The sequence below is a fragment of the Candidatus Pelagibacter sp. HIMB1493 genome, assembly GCF_052047995.1.
Lineage (GTDB): Bacteria > Pseudomonadota > Alphaproteobacteria > Pelagibacterales > Pelagibacteraceae > Pelagibacter.
Genome location: NZ_JBNAIP010000001.1, coordinates 722,396 through 742,004, shown reverse-complemented (window position 1 = coordinate 742,004; position 19,609 = coordinate 722,396). Strand labels below are relative to the sequence as shown.

Sequence of the window (19,609 nt, the reverse complement as noted above, 5' to 3'; positions counted from 1 at the left end):
ATTGAACAAACTTTATCGATAATAAAACCTGATGCTGTTGAGAGAAATCTTGAAAACGAGATTAAAGAAATGTTTAAAAATAATGGTTTTTCAATTTTAAAAGAAAAAAAAATTCAAATTGAAAAATCTGAAGCTGAAAATTTTTATAAAGTTCATGAAACAAAACCATTTTACAATGATTTGTGTGAATACCTCTCTTCAGGCCCTATAGTAGTGATGGTACTTGAAAAAGAAAACGCAGTGTTAGGAAATAGAGAATTAATGGGTGCAACAAATCCCAAAGATGCTGAAGAAGGCACAATTAGAAAGAAATACGGAATTTCAATTGATAAAAACTCTGTGCATGGATCTGACAGTGTGGAAAATGCTAAAATTGAAGTTGATTTCTTTTTTAAAGACTAAAGATTTTCAAAATAGCTTTGGGATATAATTTATGCTCTTGAGCTAAAATTTTTTTTTCAAGACTATCTGGAGTGTCTTTTTTATATATATTAACTCTTTTTTGAAGAATTATTTTTCCAGAATCTAATTTTGCATCAACAAAATGTACAGTGCATCCTGAGTATTTATCTTTGTTTTCTATAGCTCTTTGGTGGGTATTTAATCCTTTGTATTTTGGTAATAATGAAGGGTGAATATTTAAAATTTTACCTTTAAAATTTTTAATAAAATTTTTAGAAAGTATTTTCATAAATCCTGCTAAGCAAATTAATTCAATTTTATTTTTTTTTAGTTCTTTAAGTATTTTTTTTTCAGCAATATCTTTATTTTTGAAATTAATTATTTTTTTTTGAATTTTAAAAATAATTCCATATTTTAAACCTTTGGCTAACTTATTGTTAGTAATTATTAGGTTTATAGAAATAGGTGATTTCTTTAATTTAGAAAACTTAATTAGTGATTTTAAATTACTACCTGTTCCAGAGATAAATATTGCAGTTTTTATTTTATTTGTTCCAATTGATAGAACCATTTAATTTCACTTTATTTTTTCCATTAATAATTTTTCCAATTACATATGGTTTGTAATCTTTAGGAAAATAACTTTGAACTTTTTTTAAGTTTTTTTTGTTGATAATTAAACAAAAACCAACACCACAGTTAAATGTTTTCAACATTTCATTTTCTGATATTCCATTTTTTTTAAGCCAATTAAATATTTTTAAAGTTTTAATTTTGTTTAAATCAATATCTGCTACCATGTTATCAGGAATAATTCTTTTGATATTATCCGCAAGTCCTCCTCCTGTAATATTTGCACAACCATTAATAAGATTTTTTGAAATTATGTTGATTATTTCTTTCACATATATTTTTGTTGGTTTCAAAAGTTCTGATTTTAAAAATTTGTTTTTATTTATATTAATTTTTTTTTTATTTATTAAATACCTTACAAGTGAGAAACCATTTGAATGTAATCCGCTAGAAGGAATTGCTAATATTAAATTATTTTTTTTGATTTTATTTTTATTTAAGATTTTATTCTTACCAACAATACCAACAGCAAAACCTGCTATGTCAAATTTACCTTTTGAATAAGTGCCAGGCATCTCTGCTGTTTCTCCACCTACAAGTTCACAATCTGATAGTTTACAGCCCTTAACTATTCCTTTAATGATTGATTTAAGTTTAATTAAATTAATCTTGTTTATTGAAATGTAATCTAAAAAAAGCAACGGTTTTGCACCTTGAACAATTAAATCGTTCACACTCATTGCTACAAGGTCAATACCAATTGTATCAAATTTATTTAAAGAATTAGCTATTTCAATTTTAGTCCCAACACCATCTGTACAAGCAACTATTTGAGGTTGCTTTATGTTGTTTGGAATATTTGAAATAGAACCAAAGCCCCCGATATTAGAAAACTTTTTTTTGCCCCTTTTTTTTGATGATACTGATGAAATGAAATTTACAAACTTATCAGCGGCTTTAATGTTAACACCACTTTTTTTATAGGTAAAATTTTTATTATTCATTACAATATTATATGAGGTGTTTTTCAAAATTAATTAAACAGAAGAGTTTATATAATCTTTTTCTATTTCTTGCTTTAATAAATATTTTTTTTTCCACAGAAAATAGTGTTGCAAAAACATTTTCTATAAAAGAAATCAAGATTTCATCTCCATTTAATTCTTCATTTGATAAAAATAAGATAATAAATCAAGGCTTTGTTGAAGCATATGAAGAACTTATTTTTACTATTACTCAAAGCAAAGATCAAAAAAAACTTCAAAATTCTTCAACCAAAGAAGTTAAAAGTTTAGTTGAAACATTTTCGATTGTTCAAGAAAGTTTTATTGATGAAATATATAATATTACCTTAAATGTAGAATTTAATAAAAAAAGTTTTTTTAAATTATTAGAAAAAAAAAATATACTTCCTTCATCTATTATTCAAAAAGATTTAATTTTTTTTCCAATAGAAGTAGATGAAATAAAAAATGATATATTTCTTTTTTCAGAAAGTCAATTATTTAAAAATTGGAATTTTAAAAAAGAAAAATATCATCAACTAAATTACATTTTACCAAACGACGATATCGATGATTATAATTTAATTAAAAAAAATATTAACAATTTAGAAGATTTTGATTTTAGAGAAATTTCAAAAAAATATAATTTTGAAGATTTTATTATAATGATTGTTTTTAAAAATAATCAAGAAATACGAGTACTTAATAAAATAGTATTTAACAAGAACCAAGATTTAAAAAATTTTAAATTCAAAAATATAAATTTAGAAAATTTAGAAGATTTAAAAAAATTTATAGATAAACAAAAAACAGTTTTTGAAGATTATTGGAAATTAAAAAACATAATAAATACATCAATTAAATTGGATCTGACTATATTAGTCGATAATAGCAATATAATTAAAATTGATCAGTTTGAAGAAACACTTTCAAACATAGATCTGGTAAATAATTATAATATATTTAAATTTGATAATAAAAAAAACATTTATAAAATAATCTTTAATGGAACCCGAGATCAGTTCTTAAATGTGATGAAGGATTATGATTATTTTTTTGAAATTAAAAATAAAATTTGGGTATTAGAATGAAATCTTTAAATCAAGAAATTTTAAAATTTGAACATGATCAAAATTTCAAAGATCAAGACTTTTATGTTTCAAAATCTAATGAATTTTCATTTTTATTATTGAATAGTTGGCCTAAATGGGAAAAAAATTTTATAAATTTAATTGGCGAAAAATTTTCTGGAAAATCTCATTTAATTAATATTTTTTTGCATAAATTTAAGGGTATTAAAATAAACGCAGCTGATATTAGTAATGAATATTTAAAAAAAATTAAAATCTATGAAAACATAATTATTGAAGATTTAAATAAAAATATTGATGAAAAGTTATTATTTACTTTTTTGAACAATATTGAGCAAGACAACAAATACTTAATTGTTACTTCAACCAAACCCATAGTTGATTACTCCTTTGAATTAAGTGATTTAAATTCTAGAGCTAAAAATTTTATTTTATCAAAGATTGATAAACCAGAGGATGATTTATTATATGCGCTAATATTAAAAAATCTTTCTGATCGTCAGATATCAATTGATAAGAAATTAATAGATTTCATTATAAAAAGAATAGATAGATCCTATGGCAAAATATCTGAATTCATATATAAGATCGACGAAATTAGTTTAAAAAAGAAAAAACCAATCGATTTTAAAATTATTAAAGAAGCTTTAGGAGATTAATTGAGTAAATATAGAACACATACTTGTAACGAATTAAGAAAAGAAGACGTTGATAAAAAAGTATTTCTTTCAGGCTGGATTAATAAAAAACGAGATCATGGCAACTTATTATTCATAGATTTAAGAGATAATTATGGTGTCATACAATGTATTATAGATAAGGATAATAAAAATTTCACAAATTTAGAAAAAACACAATTAGAAACTGTAATTAAAATCGAAGGTAAGGTTGTAGCTCGATCTGAAGATACAATTAACAAAGAAATAGGCACTGGAGAAATTGAGGTAAAAATTGATACTTACGAAGAACTAGGTTCTTGCAAAGAATTACCGATGCCAGTTTTTAGTGATCAAGAATATGCTGAGGAAATAAGGTTAAAATATAGATTTTTGGATTTAAGAAGAAAAAAAATACATGAAAATATAATCTTAAGATCAAAAGTTATTTCATACATTAGAAATGAAATGACTAAATTAGGTTTTTTGGAATTCCAAACACCAATACTAACATCCTCTAGTCCTGAAGGTGCTAGAGATTTTTTAGTTCCAAGTAGATTGAATCCAGGGAAGTTTTATGCGTTACCTCAAGCTCCACAACAATTTAAACAACTAATTATGGTATCTGGTTTTGACAAGTATTTTCAAATAGCCCCTTGCTTTAGGGATGAGGATGCAAGAGCAGACAGAAGTCCAGGTGAATTTTATCAACTAGATTTAGAAATGTCTTTTGTAGAACAAGAAGATGTTTTTAATGTTGTTGAAAAATTAATGGTTAATACTTTTAAAACATTTTCGAATAAAAAATTATTAAACGATAAGTTTCCAAGAATTTCTTACAAAGAAGCAATGTTAAAATATGGAAGTGATAAACCTGATTTAAGAAATCCACTTATAATAAACGATATTACTGAAATATTTAAAAGAGAAGATGTATCTTTTGAAATATTTAAAAAGTTAGTGAAATCTGGTTCAAGAGTAAGATGTATAATAACCAAAAATACTAAGGATAAACCAAGAAGCTTTTTTGATAACATTGATAAATGGGCCAAAGAACAAGGAGCATCAGGTTTAGCTTATTTTACATTTGAAAAAGATACTGAGTTATCTGGTAAAGGACCTATAGGAAAATTTTTCACCAAAGAAGCATTGCAAGAAATAATGAATTTAACTAACGCGGAAGTAGGGGACAGTATTTTTCTAGCTTGTGGAAAACAAAATGAATTAGAAAAAATAACTTCTCAGGCAAGAAACAAAATTGCGGAAGATTTAGATTTAATAGATGATGATGTTTTTGCGTTTTGTTGGATAGTTGATTATCCAATGTTTGAAAGAGATGAGGTTACTAACAAAATTGAATTTAGTCATAATCCATTTTCTATGCCACAAGGTGATTTAACAGAAAAAGAACTTGAAAATCCTTTAGAACTTTTAGCTTATCAATACGATATTGTTTGTAATGGCATTGAATTATCTTCTGGTGCTATAAGAAATCATAAACCCGAACTTATGTATAAGTTATTCTCAATTGCTGGTTATGATAAGCAGCAAGTAGATGAAAAATTTAGTGGTATGATAAATGCATTAAGTTACGGTGCTCCACCTCACGGGGGTATTGCCCCTGGAATCGATAGAATTGTTATGCTGTTAGCTAATGAAAAGAATATAAGAGAAGTAACAATGTTTCCAATGAACCAAAATGCACAAGATTTGATGATGAACGCTCCATCTGAAGTTAATCCTGAACAGCTAAAAGAGTTAAACTTGTCTTTGAAAAATAAAAAATAAAATTATTTCTTACCTTTAAGACTTATTTTAACATCAGACAAATCGACTAGATTTTTTTTATAGTTATTTCTTACAAACCCTTTGCTGGTAATATCTTTTACAATTTTTAATAATTGATTTTGATCTTCATTTTCTTGATCATTCGTATCGTTTCCACCAATTGCAGGAGTATGTGCAAGATCTTCTCTATTTTGGTAAGATATAGCTAACTCTCTAAAAATATAATCTAAAATAGAGGTAGCGCTCAATATTCTATCATTTCCATGTACTTTACCTGATGGTTCAAATTTTGTTCCCACGAATGCACTTATAAATTCATCTAATGGTACTCCGTATTGAAGGCCTAAAGATACTGCTATCGCAAAGTTATTCATCAATGCCTTAACTAGTTCTCCTTCTTTACTTGTGTCGATAAATATTTCTCCAATTTTTCCATCTTCATATTCACCTGTATGAAGATAAACTTTATGATCTCCAATTGTAGCTTTTTGAATATAGCCTTTTCGTCTGTCAGGCATACTAAATCTTTTTCCACCTTTTTCTGAGGACTTGTTTAAGTTTTGAACGACGGTTTCTTTACTTATAGAATTTTCACTTGCACTTTTTGAAACTATTTCAATTTTTTTATTTTCAACTACTTTTTTGTTATTTGGATCTAAACTTTTAGTTTTTCTATTGTCTAATTTGACATCTAAAACTTCGAATTTACCATCGTCTCTTTTTTCTAGATTTTTAAGCTCTGTTTCATTTATGTCGTCTAAGTAATGATTTACCTTAAAGGTACAAGTGTAATAAGTTTCTACAAGATATTTTGCCATTTCACCTCAGTTTAAAATTAGTTTGAAAATAGATTCTATTAATTTATATACTTATTCAAATTTTAGTCTAATTTAATTTTTACAATTTTTAATTGAAATAAAAAATAAAATAACATGTTGACACTTTTTAAAAAAATTTTCACTTGGTGGAATCAAGATACTTTTGGAACAAGATTAAAAACAATTTTTTTTGGAAAACTTGCTGGTACAGATCAGTTTGGAAACAAATATTATGAAGATAAAAAAGGAAAAAGATGGGTAATATATTCTGATGTTATTGATGCATCAAAAATTCCAGTTGAGTGGTACTCATGGATGCATTTTACACCAAACAAAATAGAAAAAAAACACGAGCTAGAAAAATATGAATGGCAAAAACCTCATCAATCCAATTTAACTGGTACCGAAGAAGCATATTATCCAAACAAAAATAAAGATGGTGTTAAAAAAAAATATACTAGTTGGAAAGAATAGTTTTTTTCTTTACTTACTAATCTTCTTTTTTCTATTTACATCTATTTCATATCCCAATATTCAACTTGAAGGGTCTTTTACTGAAATTAAAATTTTAGATAAAATTAGTTCTAAAAATACTTCATTAAAACTTAAAAATGGTCAATTACTAAAATTTAAAGACTTATCAATTCAGAGTTTAAAATGTAAAAATTCTGAATTTGATGATAGTCCAGAAATTACTGCTTACATTCAAGTCAGAGATTTATCAAATCAAAACAATGATGAAGTTTTTGTTTTTAATGGATGGATGTTTTCTTCAAGCCCTTCAATAACTCCGTTTGATCATCCTATTTATGATGTGTGGCTAATAAAATGTTATTAAACTATAGTATCTTTATCTAGCCAGCTCACATTAAAATCTGAATTGATAAATTTTTTGTGATTTAACAATTTTTTGTGAAGTGGAATAGTAGTTGTAATACCTTCAATTACAAATTCATCCAAAGATCTATTCATTCTTTGAATAGCTTCTGTTCTATTTCGTCCATGACAAATTAACTTACAAACCATACTGTCATAATATGGAGTAACTTTGTAACCTTGAAATATAGCACCGTCTACTCTTGTTCTAAATCCTGATGGTTGGTGACACATACTTATAACTCCTGGAGAAGGTTGAAAATTTTTACTGGCATCTTCAGCATTTATTCTGCATTCAATAGCGTGACCTCTTGGGTTAATATCGCTTTGTTTTAATGCAGTTTCTTCAGAAAATGCTATCCAAATTTGTTCTTTAATAATATCTACTCCTGTTACCATTTCTGTAACAGGGTGTTCTACTTGAACTCTTGTATTCATTTCTAGAAAATAAAACTTTCCATCTTCATAGATAAACTCAACTGTGCCCGCGCCCATGTACCCAATTTTAGAGACCATTTTTACAGTTTTTTCAAAAAGATCTTTTCTAATTTCATCATTCAAAACAGGACTAGGGGTTTCTTCAATAAGTTTTTGATGTCTTCTTTGAACAGAACAATCCCTTTCATGCAAATGCACAACTCTATTTTTTCCTGCGAGTATTTGAACTTCTATATGTCTTGGATTTTGAAAGAATTTCTCTATATATACCTCGTCGTTTCCAAAGTATTTTTGTGCCTCTGATTTAGCAGTAGAAAACAATGTTTCAAATTCTTCCTCTTTATGTACTATTTTCATACCTTTTCCACCACCTCCACCTGAGGCTTTAATTAGAACAGGAAAACCAATTTTTTTACAAAGATCTTTTGCTTCATTAATATCCCTAACACCACCTTCAGATCCTTCGATAACTGGTAAACCATTTTCTTTAGCTATTCTTTTAGCTTGAATTTTATCTCCCATCATTTCGATGTGTTTTGAAGATGCACCAATAAATTTGATTTTATTTTCTTCTAAAATTTTAGCAAAGTTAGCATTTTCTGATAAGAAGCCATATCCTGGATGAACAGCATCTGCATTAGTAAGTTCGATTGCAGACATTAACGCAGGAATATTTAAATAACTATTAGCCGGTTGATGAGAACCAATGCAGACACTTTCATCTGCCATTCTTACATGCATACTTTCTCTATCAACATCTGAGTGGACTGCTACAGTTGCAATACCCCATTCTTTGCATGCTCTTATAATTCTAACTGCAATTTCTCCACGGTTTGCAATTAAAATTTTTTTGAACATTAATTATTCTAAAATAAGAATTGTTTGACCAAACTCAACCGGCTGACCATCATCAACACAAATCTCTTTTACAACACCATCATGGGTAGAAGGTACATGGTTCATTGTTTTCATTGCTTCAACAATCATAATTGTGTCACCTTTTTTAATTTTTTTACCAACTTCAACAAATTTTTTTGCCCCAGGTTCTGGCGCATGATAAGCGGTTCCAATTATTGGAGAAGTAATTTCTGTACCAGATTTAACGCTCTCAGCAGATTGAGATGCAGAAGTTAAATTTACATTGCTTGCAGACGCAGGGATTGTTTGATTGTTAATTGATACATTATTTTTTGAAACTTTAACTTTAGTATCTTTTTCAGTAATCTCTATTTCAGTTAAATTAAACTCATCTAAATAATTACTAAGTTCTTTGATTATGTTTTTATCTATTTTCATTTTTGTAAAAGCTTTTGTAATGAAATTATGGCCAAAATATATCCCTCAGTGCCTAATCCAAAAATCCCACCTGTTGCAACTCCACTAATAAGTGATTTATGTCTAAATTCTTCTCTTTTATATATATTCGATATATGCATTTCAATTATTGGTTTCTTGAACAATTCAAGTGCATCTCTTATTGCAACTGAAGTATGTGTAAATGCAGCGGCATTTATAATCATTCCATCATAAGTTTTACGTGCATCTTGAATTGTATTTACTAAATCTCCCTCCAAATTTGATTGGATAAATTCACAGTCTAACCCAACTTCTTTTGATTTTTTTAAACAATTTTCTTTAAGTTGTTCATAGTTACCTGATCCATATTGTGATTGTTCTCTTTCACCTAATAGATTAAGATTTGGACCATTAATAATAATTATTTTATTATTCATTCAGCTTTTATATACGATGAAAAAAATAAAAATCAAAGTAAATGGTAAAAACAGATCAATTTCTGAAACATATAAACTTTCAGATTTAATAAAACACCTTAAAATTCCTATGAAAAAAGTAGCAATTGAACTTAATGAAGAAATAATAGATAAAAAAAATGTTTACAAAATTAAATTAAAACAAAACGACAAAATTGAGATTGTTCATTTTATAGGAGGAGGGTAGTATGAAAAAAGATAATCTCATCATTGCTAAAAAAAAATTTAAATCTAGGTTAATTGTTGGTACTGGAAAGTATAAAACTATGTCTGAATGTGCCAAAGCTATCAAATTGTCAGGAGCAGAGATAGTAACTGTTGCAGTTAGAAGAGTAAATATTTCTGATAAGAACAAACCTTTGTTAATGGATTATATAGATCCAAAAAAGATTACCTATTTACCTAACACAGCGGGTTGTTTTAATTCTAAAGAAGCTCTTAGAACTTTGAGATTGGCAAGAGAAATAGGTGGGTGGAAATTAGTTAAATTAGAAGTTTTAGGAGATAAGCAAAATTTATTTCCAGATATGATTGAAACTTTAGAGTCCACTGAAGTTCTTACCAAAGAGGGATTTAAAGTTATGGTTTATTGTAACGATGATCCATTAATGGCAAAAAGATTAGAAAATGTTGGAGCTGCTGCGATAATGCCACTAGCAGCACCAATTGGATCAGGTTTAGGAATACAAAATAAAATTAATATTCAAATAATCAGGAAACAAACAAAACTTCCATTAATTATTGATGCGGGTCTTGGACAAGCTTCAGATGCTACAATTGCAATGGAACTGGGTTGTGATGGAGTATTGGTAAACACTGCAATCGCGAAAGCAAAAAAACCATTTGATATGGCTCTAGCATTTAAAAATGCTGTTATAGCTGGAAGACAATCATACAACTCAGGAAGAATAGATAAAACCTTGATGGGAAATCCTTCCTCTCCTCTAAAGGGTATTATTTAACCTTTTTAAAAAAATTTTTTTTTTTATAATTTTTTTTAATTTTCTTAACTTCTTTTTTTTGAGAAATCTTATCTTCTTTATTTTGGGTTTCTAAGTTTTTTAATTTTTCATAATGCTCAACAAGTTCAATAGTTTTTTTGGATTTGTTCTGAATGTTTATAATATATTCTGGAATTATCAGACTATTGTCACTGATGATATCAATTGTCATTTTATTCTTTTTTTCAAAGTAAGTTAAATCATTAACAAAATTTTCTTTTAGAAAATCTGAAATTTTTTCGCAGACTTTTACTTCAACAAATTTTGCTTTATTAGTTACAGCCTTTAATTCAACAATTTTTAATAATTTTTGAGCAAAAGACTCGTCTGTTAAAGTTACCTTCCATTTAACAGCACTTTCCCTCAATCTTTGTCTAGACATTTCTAAAAGGCCAAAATTACTTATTCTTCCAATTTGAATTCTTGCTCTATCAGATCTACATTTTTCCTTAAGCTTTCTTTCTACTAAACGTCGGTTGCCAAAACTAAGCATGTCAATGAAGTCTATAATTATTAATCCTGATAAATCTCTAATTTTTATCTGTCTTGAAATTTCCTCTGCTGCTTCAATATTTGTATCTAAGGCTGTGCTTTCAACATTTTTACCTTTGATTGAGCTACCAGAGTTAATATCTATTGATACAAGTGCCTCTGTAGGATTAATAACTAAATACCCTCCCGATTTAAGTTTAATTTCTGAGTCAAAAATTTGATTTAATTTTTGTTCAATATTTTCCTCGATAAATAGTGGTGTTCTTCCTCTATATTTTTTAACTTTTTTTACACTTGATGGCATCATTGTTTTCATAAAAGATTGGGCTTTTTTGTAACCTTCATTTCCTTCAACAATAATTTGGTTAGTACTATCATCGTACATATCTCTTAATGTTCTTTTAATTATCTCGCTTTCTTGATGAATTAAAGAGGGAGCTATAGAATTAATTGCATTATCTTTTATCTGTCCCCAAGTATTAATAAGAGTTGTTAAATCACTATTGATTTCATTTTTTGTTTTGTTGCTTCCTGCTGTTCTTACAATTAAACCCATCTCTTTAGGAATTTCAATTTCATTTAAAATAGTTCTAATTTTTTTTCTATCTGCAGGATTAAATATTTTTCTAGAAATTCCACCACCTTTAGGTGTGTTTGGCATTAACACTATATATTTTCCTGCAATTGAAATAAAAGTGCTTAGTGCAGCACCTTTTTGACCTCTCTCGTCTTTGATGACTTGGACAAGAATTACTTGATTAGGTTTGATTACTTCTTGAATTTTGTATCTTTTAAATTTGAATCTTTTTTCAGGTTTTTTTTCAGTTTTTTCCTCTGTATCTGAATTTTCTTTTGTATCTACTTCTTCTTTATCAGATTCTACATCTTCAACTTTTTCTTCTATTTGATCATCTATTTCAAGTTTGCCCTCAGCAATATTTTCTTCTTCTTTTGCTTCAACTTGTTTTGAAAGTTCTTCTCTTGCTTTTTCTTCCTCTTCTTTTATTTTTTCTAGGTCCGCTTTTGGTATTTGATAGTAATCTGACTGAATATCGTTAAATGATAAAAATCCATGTCTTTCTCTTCCAAAGTCAATAAAGGCTGCCTGGAGCGAAGGTTCAATCCTGCTTACCTTACCTAAATATATATTATTTTTTATTAAATTGTTTTTTAAACCTTCGTACTCGTAGTCTTCAATATTTTCACCTGATTTAAGAACAACTCTAGTTTCATTTGGATGCGATGCATCGATATATAAATTTTTTTCCATAATATGTTGATTTTTAAGTTCATTAATATTTTTTGTAATAAATTTTGTTTATCTCTGATGCCTTATCTTTAACAAATTCCAAGATATAATGGAAATAAAATGAGTAAATTATTCAAAAATATTCTGTTATTTTCCTCCACTATTTTAATATTATTAGGTATTTTGATATTTAGTATTTTATTGAAATACTCCAACGATATTCCAGATTATAAATTTCTTAAGAGTTATAAGCCACCAGTTTCAAGTAAAGTTTATTCAAGAAATGGAGAATTGGTTGCAGATTTTTCAAAAGAAAAAAGGGTTTTTGTTCCTTACAATGCTATACCAAAAAATGTAATTAACTCATTTTTATCCGCAGAAGATAAAAATTTTTTCTCTCATCCTGGTGTAGATGCGAAAGGTGTTCTAAGAGCAGTTATAAACAATATTTCAAATATAATGGCCTCTAAAAGACTAGAAGGTGCCTCTACTATTACTCAACAAGTAGCAAAGAATTTTTTACTCACAAATGAAGTAAGTCTAAATAGAAAGATAAAAGAGGCAATATTAGCATTTAGGATTGAAAGAGCATTATCTAAAGAAAGGATATTAGAACTTTATTTAAATCAAATCTATCTAGGTAGTGGAGCCTATGGTGTGGCCGCTGCAAGTATGGAATATTTTGATAAATCTATAAGAGAAATTAATTATTCAGAAGCTGCATTGTTAGCTGCTTTGCCTAAAGCGCCTAGTAAATACAATCCTTATAAAGATAAAGATTTAGCAAAATTTAGAAGAAATTTAGTTTTAAAAAATTTATATGAAAATAATTATATTACATCTGAGTGGTTAGAAAAATTAAGTAATCAAGAAATTAAATTAAAGAAAAAACAAAAAATATACTTAGAAGACGCGCAATACTATATCGAAGATGTTAGAAAAAATGTCATAGAAAGTTTGACTTATGATAAAGTTTATAAACAAGGTCTAAATATCAATACTCCAATAGATTTAGTTTTACAAAAAATTGCAACTAATTCTCTAAGATCTGGATTAATTTCCTATGATCAGAGAAAAGGTTGGAGGGGTGCACTAATTAACAAACCTTACAATTTGAACTGGCACAAAGATTTAGATAAATACAAACTTGAAAAATCAATTAATTGGAAATTAGCAATTGTAAAAAAATTAAATAAATTTTCAGCAATTGTAGAAACGATTGATAAAGATGATGGTGTTATAGAATATAAAGATATTTCTTGGACGAAAAAAGAGTTTAACCAATTATTAAAAATTGGCGATATAATTTATGTGAAACAAATAAAAGATAAAAAATACAGTTTACAACAACTGCCAAAAATAAATGGAGGAATTGTTGTAATGGATCCTTATACAGGAAGAGTTTTGGCTCTTAATGGTGGTTTCAGTTTTAAAAAAAGTGAGTTTAATAGAACCACGCAAGCGAAAAGACAACCAGGGTCTGCATTTAAACCATTCGTTTATGCTCTTGCTTTAGAAAATAATTATACACCTACATCATTAGTTTTAGATGCACCTTTAGTTTTAGATCAAGGGGATGATTTAAAGTTATGGAAACCGGAAAATTATGGAAAAAAATTTTACGGTCCATCTACAATCAGAACTGGATTGGAGAAATCAAGAAATCTAATGACAGTTAGAATAGCTCAAGATTTAGGGTTAGATAAAATTATCGACTATTCTAAAAAACTTTCAATTTATGAAAATCCTGAGAAACTATTGTCAATTTCTTTAGGTTCTGCTGAAACCACTTTGTTGCAGCTTACATCTGCTTATTCTGTTTTTGTTAATGGAGGAAAACTTGTTGAACCTGTTTTGATTGACAGGATTCAAGATAGTGAAGGAAATACTATTTATAATAATGATAAGAGATCTTGTGTAAATTGTGATTCAATATCCTATCTTAGTGATGATTATCCTGAGTTAAAAAATAAATATATACAAATTTTTTCTGAAGAAACTGCGTATCAAATGACATCAATTCTTGAAGGGGTAATTCAAAGAGGAACTGCAAAAAAATTAAGAGATTTAAAATTAAATATTGCAGGAAAAACTGGAACAACGAATAATAATACTGATACCTGGTTCATTGGTTTTACATCAAACTTATTAGTAGGTGTTTATGTAGGAATGGATAGCCCAACACCACTTGGTAAATTTGAAACAGGATCAAAAACTGCCCTACCTATATTTAAAAATTTTATAAAAAATTCTGTTAAAAAGTCTGAGGCTAGACCATTTAAAGCTGCAAAAGATACAATAATGATGGTTGTGGATCCCTCAACAGGCCAAAAAGCTAAATTTACATCCAAAAATACAATAATTGAGGTTTTTAAAAAAAAAAATGTTAAAGATGGCAAGGTTCTTTATTCAAATTCTGATAGAATGGATATAAACAACATACTAAAGTTTTACTAATGGATAACAATTACCAAAATTACAAAGAAGAGATAAATAAGATTAATCAAAGAATTAAGGAGTATCTTTGAAAACAATAAAATTTACTCAAAACTTGAAAAATTAAATTCTCAAATGTTCGATGCCAATTTTTGGCAAGATAAAGATAATTCAAAAAAAGTTATAAAAGAGAAAAAACTCTACGAAGAGTTAGTAAATTCTTTAAATCAGTCTATCCAAAAATTAAATGATTTCGATGATTTGAATGAGCTTGCTTTAGGGGAAAATAATTTAGCGGTTCAGGAAGAAACTTTACAAAATATAAAGGATTTAAAAAAAGAGGTAAAAAAAAATGAAATCAAATGTTTTTTATCAGACGAAGCAGATTCATTAGATTGCTATATAGAAATACATGCAGGCGCTGGAGGGACTGAAAGTCAAGATTGGGCAGATATGTTGAGAAGGATGTATTTGAAGTGGTCTGATAAAAAAAGTTTTACATCAAATTTAATTAGTGAGCATAAGGGAGATGAAGCTGGAATTAAATCAGCAACAATAAAAATTGAAGGTGATTATGTATTTGGTTGGTTGAAGAAAGAATCAGGCATTCATCGTTTGGTTAGAATTTCTCCATTTGACTCAGGAGCAAGAAGGCACACAAGTTTTGCAAGTGTCTGGATTTACCCAGTAGTGGATGAAAATATAAATGTTGAGATTTTAGAGAAAGATTTGAGAATAGATACTTATAGATCAAGTGGTGCTGGTGGACAGCATGTAAATACAACTGATAGCGCTGTAAGAATTACACATATTCCATCGAAAATAGTAGTCCAATGTCAAAATGAAAGATCGCAACATAAAAATAAAGAAACTTGTATGAATATGTTAAAAGCAAGACTGTACGATTTTGAAATTAAAAAAAGAGAAGAGGAGAACCAAAGTACAGAAAACAGTAAGTCAGAAATTGGTTGGGGGCATCAAATAAGATCATATGTTTTGCAACCTTATAGATTGGTAAAAGACAACAGAACAAATTTTGAAAGCACAAGTCCAGATAAAATTCTTGATGGAGAATTAGATGATTTTTTAGAACAATCTCTTTACAAAATTAAATGAAAATAAATATTTTTAAATACTTTTTAATATTTCTAGGATTTTTAATATCACTGATATTTTATTTAAGCATTGTTGGAATAGAGACCAACAAATTTAATCAGCAGATAAAAGACACAGTTGTTCAAAGTAATAATAATTTGGATGTATCTTTAAAAAAAGTAAAATTAATTCTTGATCCACTTAAACTTAAAATAAATGCAAAAACTATTGGCGCAAATATCTATTATGCAAATAGACCACTTGAGCTAGAATATATAAAAACTCAAGTATCACTTGATTCTATTCTTAAAAATAAATTAGTTTCCTCTAATTTTGAAGTGGCAACAAAGTCAATATTATTAAAAGATTTTGTAAAATTTATAAGAGCCACAAGTAACAAACCAGAATTATTAATTTTAGAAACTTTCATAAAAAAAGGACATGTAATTTTAGATCTAAATCTTAACTTAGATCAAAATGGAAAAATTAAAAATGATTACAAAATTAAAGGATTATTGAAAGATGGAAAATTTAAATTTTTTAATGGAATAGATTTTAATAATATTAATTTTTTATTTTATATAGAAAAAGACAAATATTTATTTGAAGATATTAAATTTACATCAGATCAAATTGATTTTTCATCTAAATTATTAAAAGTTAACAAAAAGAATAATAATCATTACGTAGAAGGTAAAATTCAAAATTCTGAGGCAGTTTTATCAGATAATTTAATTAATATATTAAATTTAAATTTAAATAACTTTAATTTAAAAAATACCAAGTTTAGTTCTGAGAATATTTTTAATTTTGAAATAACTAATAAATTTAAATTAACTAATTTAAAAATAGACTCTGACATAAATTTTAAAAAAGTTATTTATGACAATAATTTAATTCCAAATTATTTTTCAAATCAAAATAGTGAAATCTTATTAGATAATCATAAATTAAAATTAATTTATGAAAACAAAGCTCTTATAGCTAATGGTGCAGGTGAATTTAAGTTAGATAATAAAACAAATAAAATTGAATATACTTTTAAAAGAGATCGAAATGATATTGAATTTGAAACTAATTTAAATATTAAAAAAGGAACATTGAAAAATCAAAAAATTATCCAAGAATATTTTCCACTTATTAAGAATCAAATAAATATTGAAAATCATAAAATAAATTTAAAGTACAAAAACAAAGATTTTACCCTCAAAGGTGAAGGTAAAGTAAAACTTAATAAAGATTTTGATTATATTCAGTATTTTTACAAAAAAAATGATAAGGATTTTGAATTCATATCTGACATTAATCTAAAAAGTGTTGATTTAAAAAATCAAGAATTCTTAAAACAATTTTTTCCATCTACTAAAAAATTTCTTAACCTTCAAAATCATAAACTCAATATTAAATATAAAAATGGTTCATTAACTCTTTCAGGTAACGGAAATATAAAAATTGATAAAAACTATGATGAAATAAATTACTTTGTTCTCAATGATAAAGAAAAAACCAATTTTGATTTAAAATTAATTTTAAATCAAACAGATTTTGAAATTAAAAATTTAAATTATAAGAAAAATATAAATGAAAAAACAAATTTATCAGTTGCTGGAATGTTAAAAAGTTCAAAAAATTTAAATTTAGAAAGTATAAGTATTTTAGATAAGAGAAATAAAATTAAGATTAATAATTTGATATTAGATAAAGATTATTTAATAGATAGATTTGATAAAATTGATTTTGATTATATTGATACTGAGAATAAAGATAATCAATTTATTATTCAAAGACAAAAACAAAACGATTATAAATTAAATGGATTGTTCTTGAATGCTAATTCTATAGTAACAAATTTACTAGAAAGTAAAAAGGAAAAAGAAAATAAAATTTTTAAGAACAATTTTAATTTGAAAATAAATCTGAATGAAGTTTATATAGATGAAATTTATTTTGTTAAAAATTTACAAGGGTTAATTTTTATCAAAGATAATAAAGTTGTAGATGCAAATTTATCTGCAAATTTTGAAAATAATAAAAACATAGTTTTTTCTATTGAAACAAAGAATAACGGTGAAAAAATAACTAAACTTTATTCATCTAAAGCAAAGCCATTGGTGAAAAGATATAAATTTATAAAAGGATTTGATGAAGGCAACTTGGATTTCATATCAACAAAAAAAAATGAAAAATCAGTATCAAATCTTAAAATTTATGACTTTAAGTTAAAAGAGGTCCCAGCATTAACAAAACTTCTAACACTAGCTTCCCTACAAGGAATTGCCGATATTTTAACTGGAGAAGGAATAAGATTTGATGAGTTTGAAATGAATTTCAATAACCAAAAAAATCTTATGACAATAGATGAACTATATGCAATTGGTCCAGCTATTTCGATATTAATGAGTGGTTATGTGGAAGAAGAAAAATTGGTAAGTTTAAGGGGGACTTTGGTACCAGCAACAACTATAAATAAAACAATAAGTAAAATTCCATTATTAGGTAAAATTTTAGTTGGTGATAAAACAGGAGAGGGTGTTTTCGGGGTAAGTTTTAAAATAAAAGGACCTCCAAAAGATCTTGAAACTTCAGTAAACCCAATAAAAACATTAACTCCAAGATTTATAACTAGAACTCTTGAAAAAATTAAAAGAAACTAGCTTAATTCAATTTTAATGTGCCTTTTTTTACCTATAGAAAGCTTTAAATAATTCTCTGTGAATAGTTCCTGATTAATAATAAATTTTTCATCTGGAACTACAGCATCATTAATCTTAATAGCTTTACCCTTAATTAATCTTCTTATCTCACTTTTTGAATTTTCTGCTTTAGATAAAATTATTAAATCAATTATATTGACATTATTTTCTAATTGTTTTGTTTCAATTTTAACACTTGGTAAGTTAGAGCCTAAAGAATTTCCAGAAAATGCTTCTTTTGCAGCTTGTTCAGAATTTTGAGCAGCATCTTCTCCATGTAACATAGCTGTGGCTTTGTTTGCTAACAATATTTTTAATTCATTAATATTTTTTTCCTCTAAAGCATTGATTTCGCTTATATCAATATCAGTAAACATTTTTAAAAATTTAATTACATCCCGATCATCAACATTTCTCCAAAATTGCCAGTAGTCATAAGCTGATAAATATTTTTCGTCTAACCAAATAGCGCCATTTTCAGTTTTTCCCATTTTTGCACCTGTGGCTAAAGTAATTAATGGTGTTGTTAATCCATATGTTTGGTTATTAGAATATCTCTTAATAAGTTCAACACCATTTACAATGTTTCCCCATTGATCAGAACCACCTATTTGTAGAACACAATTTTCTTTTTTATTTAATTCTAAAAAATCATAGGCTTGGAGTATCATGTAATTAAATTCCATATAACTAAGCGACTGTTCTCTTTCTAATCTTAGTTTTACACTATCAAATGTAAGCATTCTATTGATCGTAAAATGCTTTCCTATATCTCTTAGAAAAGAAATATAATTTAAATCTTTAAGCCAGGTATAATTGTTGACATAAATAGGTGAAGTATTTGGATCGTCACTATCTAGAAATTTTTTTAAGATATTTTGAATATTTTTAATATTTTTTTCAATTTCATTTTCATCTAAAATTTTTCTTGTTTTATCTTTTCCTGAGGGATCACCTATTCTTGTTGTTCCACCTCCTAACAATACTATTGGTCGGTGACCATTTTTTTGTAACAATCTCAAACACATGATTTGCAACAAACTACCAACATGCAAACTTTCAGCAGTACAATCAAATCCTATATAAGCTTTAATTTTTTCTTTATCTAATAAATTAGATAAGTCAGCTTCACTAGTACATTGATAGAAATATCCTCTATCTTTAAATTCTTTTAAAAATTTATTCATAAGACTATAGTTATTATATACAAATTTTTTTTAAAAAT

Annotated in this window: 19 protein-coding genes; 11 read left to right on the top strand and 8 right to left on the bottom strand. The window is 26.7% G+C overall.

Going from position 1 to position 19,609, the window contains the following annotated elements; all coding sequences use genetic code 11:
* On the top strand, nucleotides 1-402 hold the full coding sequence (gene ndk / locus ACTTBK_RS04040; protein WP_440619479.1) for a nucleoside-diphosphate kinase: 402 nt from the start codon (nucleotides 1-3) through the stop codon (nucleotides 400-402).
* On the opposite strand, the gene purN is transcribed toward ndk, so the two are convergent.
* Nucleotides 392-973 (bottom strand): phosphoribosylglycinamide formyltransferase, encoded by a 582-nt coding sequence (gene purN / locus ACTTBK_RS04035; protein WP_440618663.1) that lies wholly within the window; start codon nucleotides 971-973, stop codon nucleotides 392-394. The genes ndk and purN overlap by 11 nt on opposite strands.
* Nucleotides 948-1,979 (bottom strand): phosphoribosylformylglycinamidine cyclo-ligase, encoded by a 1,032-nt coding sequence (gene purM / locus ACTTBK_RS04030; protein ID WP_440618662.1) that lies wholly within the window; start codon nucleotides 1,977-1,979, stop codon nucleotides 948-950. Before purM ends, purN begins: the two co-directional genes overlap by 26 nt.
* Nucleotides 1,980-1,990: 11 nt before the next feature.
* Here purM and ACTTBK_RS04025 point away from each other — a divergent pair, with 11 nt between their 5' ends.
* From ACTTBK_RS04025 to aspS, 3 genes are read left to right on the top strand one after another with little or no spacing between them, the layout of a single operon-like run.
* Nucleotides 1,991-3,070 carry a hypothetical protein gene (locus tag ACTTBK_RS04025; protein WP_440618661.1) on the top strand — a complete coding sequence of 360 codons (1,080 nt, stop codon included), beginning with the start codon at nucleotides 1,991-1,993 and terminating at the stop codon, nucleotides 3,068-3,070.
* On the top strand, nucleotides 3,067-3,729 hold the full coding sequence (locus tag ACTTBK_RS04020; RefSeq protein WP_440618660.1) for a DNA replication protein: 663 nt from the start codon (nucleotides 3,067-3,069) through the stop codon (nucleotides 3,727-3,729). Before ACTTBK_RS04025 ends, ACTTBK_RS04020 begins: the two co-directional genes overlap by 4 nt.
* A complete protein-coding gene (aspS, locus tag ACTTBK_RS04015; RefSeq protein ID WP_440618659.1) occupies nucleotides 3,730-5,514 on the top strand; it encodes an aspartate--tRNA ligase in 1,785 nt (594 codons plus the stop codon). It begins immediately after the preceding gene.
* A gap of 2 nt (nucleotides 5,515-5,516) precedes the next feature.
* Here the strand turns inward: aspS and ACTTBK_RS04010 are convergent, their stop codons facing one another.
* Nucleotides 5,517-6,332, bottom strand: coding sequence for a TSCPD domain-containing protein (locus ACTTBK_RS04010; RefSeq protein ID WP_440618658.1), 816 nt, complete (start codon nucleotides 6,330-6,332; stop codon nucleotides 5,517-5,519).
* Nucleotides 6,333-6,446: 114 nt separating this feature from the next.
* Between ACTTBK_RS04010 and ACTTBK_RS04005 the strand changes: the two genes are divergently transcribed.
* Together ACTTBK_RS04005 and ACTTBK_RS04000 are read left to right on the top strand one after the other, a co-directional pair.
* The gene (locus ACTTBK_RS04005; protein ID WP_075506547.1) at nucleotides 6,447-6,806 is read left to right on the top strand and encodes an NADH-ubiquinone oxidoreductase subunit NDUFA12 family protein; all 360 of its coding nucleotides are present in this window, start codon (nucleotides 6,447-6,449) and stop codon (nucleotides 6,804-6,806) included.
* Nucleotides 6,769-7,170, top strand: coding sequence for a DUF2155 domain-containing protein (locus ACTTBK_RS04000; protein WP_440618657.1), 402 nt, complete (start codon nucleotides 6,769-6,771; stop codon nucleotides 7,168-7,170). The genes ACTTBK_RS04005 and ACTTBK_RS04000 overlap by 38 nt, the downstream gene beginning before the upstream one ends.
* Here ACTTBK_RS04000 and accC read toward each other — a convergent pair.
* From accC to aroQ, 3 genes are read right to left on the bottom strand one after another with little or no spacing between them, the layout of a single operon-like run.
* On the bottom strand, nucleotides 7,167-8,504 hold the full coding sequence (gene accC / locus ACTTBK_RS03995; protein WP_075506549.1) for an acetyl-CoA carboxylase biotin carboxylase subunit: 1,338 nt from the start codon (nucleotides 8,502-8,504) through the stop codon (nucleotides 7,167-7,169). The two genes, ACTTBK_RS04000 and accC, sit on opposite strands and share 4 nt — an antisense overlap.
* 3 nt (nucleotides 8,505-8,507) lie before the next feature.
* Nucleotides 8,508-8,942: an acetyl-CoA carboxylase biotin carboxyl carrier protein gene (locus tag ACTTBK_RS03990; protein ID WP_440618656.1), complete on the bottom strand. Its 435-nt coding sequence runs from the start codon at nucleotides 8,940-8,942 to the stop codon at nucleotides 8,508-8,510.
* Entirely contained in the window at nucleotides 8,939-9,379 is a 441-nt protein-coding gene (gene aroQ / locus ACTTBK_RS03985; protein ID WP_440614626.1) for a type II 3-dehydroquinate dehydratase, read from the bottom strand. The genes ACTTBK_RS03990 and aroQ overlap by 4 nt, the downstream gene beginning before the upstream one ends.
* Nucleotides 9,380-9,395: 16 nt before the next feature.
* Between aroQ and thiS the strand changes: the two genes are divergently transcribed.
* The gene (gene thiS / locus ACTTBK_RS03980) at nucleotides 9,396-9,605 is read left to right on the top strand and encodes a sulfur carrier protein ThiS (RefSeq protein WP_440618655.1); all 210 of its coding nucleotides are present in this window, start codon (nucleotides 9,396-9,398) and stop codon (nucleotides 9,603-9,605) included.
* A gap of 1 nt (nucleotide 9,606) precedes the next feature.
* The gene (locus ACTTBK_RS03975; RefSeq protein ID WP_440618654.1) at nucleotides 9,607-10,380 is read left to right on the top strand and encodes a thiazole synthase; all 774 of its coding nucleotides are present in this window, start codon (nucleotides 9,607-9,609) and stop codon (nucleotides 10,378-10,380) included.
* Here ACTTBK_RS03975 and ACTTBK_RS03970 read toward each other — a convergent pair.
* Nucleotides 10,373-12,181: an Rne/Rng family ribonuclease gene (locus ACTTBK_RS03970; protein ID WP_440618653.1), complete on the bottom strand. Its 1,809-nt coding sequence runs from the start codon at nucleotides 12,179-12,181 to the stop codon at nucleotides 10,373-10,375. The genes ACTTBK_RS03975 and ACTTBK_RS03970 overlap by 8 nt on opposite strands.
* A 99-nt stretch (nucleotides 12,182-12,280) precedes the next feature.
* Between ACTTBK_RS03970 and ACTTBK_RS03965 the strand changes: the two genes are divergently transcribed.
* The 3 genes from ACTTBK_RS03965 (at nucleotide 12,281) to ACTTBK_RS03955 (ending at nucleotide 18,345) form a co-directional block, all read left to right on the top strand.
* A complete protein-coding gene (locus ACTTBK_RS03965) occupies nucleotides 12,281-14,617 on the top strand; it encodes a penicillin-binding protein 1A (RefSeq protein ID WP_440618652.1) in 2,337 nt (778 codons plus the stop codon).
* A protein-coding gene (prfB, locus tag ACTTBK_RS03960) for a peptide chain release factor 2 (protein ID WP_440618651.1) occupies nucleotides 14,617-15,712 on the top strand; the annotation gives its coding sequence in 2 pieces (ribosomal slippage) (nucleotides 14,617-14,655 and nucleotides 14,657-15,712; 1,095 coding nt in all). Before ACTTBK_RS03965 ends, prfB begins: the two co-directional genes overlap by 1 nt.
* Nucleotides 15,709-18,345: a hypothetical protein gene (locus ACTTBK_RS03955; protein WP_440618650.1), complete on the top strand. Its 2,637-nt coding sequence runs from the start codon at nucleotides 15,709-15,711 to the stop codon at nucleotides 18,343-18,345. Before prfB ends, ACTTBK_RS03955 begins: the two co-directional genes overlap by 4 nt.
* Here ACTTBK_RS03955 and tyrS read toward each other — a convergent pair.
* On the bottom strand, nucleotides 18,342-19,571 hold the full coding sequence (gene tyrS / locus ACTTBK_RS03950; RefSeq protein ID WP_440618649.1) for a tyrosine--tRNA ligase: 1,230 nt from the start codon (nucleotides 19,569-19,571) through the stop codon (nucleotides 18,342-18,344). The two genes, ACTTBK_RS03955 and tyrS, sit on opposite strands and share 4 nt — an antisense overlap.
* Nucleotides 19,572-19,609: the final 38 nt, after the last annotated feature.

Coding starts and splice junctions, on each gene's coding strand:
- purN (WP_440618663.1), bottom strand. CDS start 973: ATGGTTCTATCAATTGGAACAAATAAAATAAAAACTGCAATATTTATC.
- purM (WP_440618662.1), bottom strand. CDS start 1,979: ATGAATAATAAAAATTTTACCTATAAAAAAAGTGGTGTTAACATTAAA.
- ACTTBK_RS04025 (WP_440618661.1), top strand. CDS start 1,991: ATGAGGTGTTTTTCAAAATTAATTAAACAGAAGAGTTTATATAATCTT.
- ACTTBK_RS04020 (WP_440618660.1), top strand. CDS start 3,067: ATGAAATCTTTAAATCAAGAAATTTTAAAATTTGAACATGATCAAAAT.
- ACTTBK_RS04010 (WP_440618658.1), bottom strand. CDS start 6,332: ATGGCAAAATATCTTGTAGAAACTTATTACACTTGTACCTTTAAGGTA.
- ACTTBK_RS04005 (WP_075506547.1), top strand. CDS start 6,447: ATGTTGACACTTTTTAAAAAAATTTTCACTTGGTGGAATCAAGATACT.
- ACTTBK_RS04000 (WP_440618657.1), top strand. CDS start 6,769: ATGGTGTTAAAAAAAAATATACTAGTTGGAAAGAATAGTTTTTTTCTT.
- accC (WP_075506549.1), bottom strand. CDS start 8,504: ATGTTCAAAAAAATTTTAATTGCAAACCGTGGAGAAATTGCAGTTAGA.
- ACTTBK_RS03990 (WP_440618656.1), bottom strand. CDS start 8,942: ATGAAAATAGATAAAAACATAATCAAAGAACTTAGTAATTATTTAGAT.
- aroQ (WP_440614626.1), bottom strand. CDS start 9,379: ATGAATAATAAAATAATTATTATTAATGGTCCAAATCTTAATCTATTA.
- thiS (WP_440618655.1), top strand. CDS start 9,396: ATGAAAAAAATAAAAATCAAAGTAAATGGTAAAAACAGATCAATTTCT.
- ACTTBK_RS03975 (WP_440618654.1), top strand. CDS start 9,607: ATGAAAAAAGATAATCTCATCATTGCTAAAAAAAAATTTAAATCTAGG.
- ACTTBK_RS03970 (WP_440618653.1), bottom strand. CDS start 12,181: ATGGAAAAAAATTTATATATCGATGCATCGCATCCAAATGAAACTAGA.
- ACTTBK_RS03965 (WP_440618652.1), top strand. CDS start 12,281: ATGAGTAAATTATTCAAAAATATTCTGTTATTTTCCTCCACTATTTTA.
- ACTTBK_RS03955 (WP_440618650.1), top strand. CDS start 15,709: ATGAAAATAAATATTTTTAAATACTTTTTAATATTTCTAGGATTTTTA.
- tyrS (WP_440618649.1), bottom strand. CDS start 19,571: ATGAATAAATTTTTAAAAGAATTTAAAGATAGAGGATATTTCTATCAA.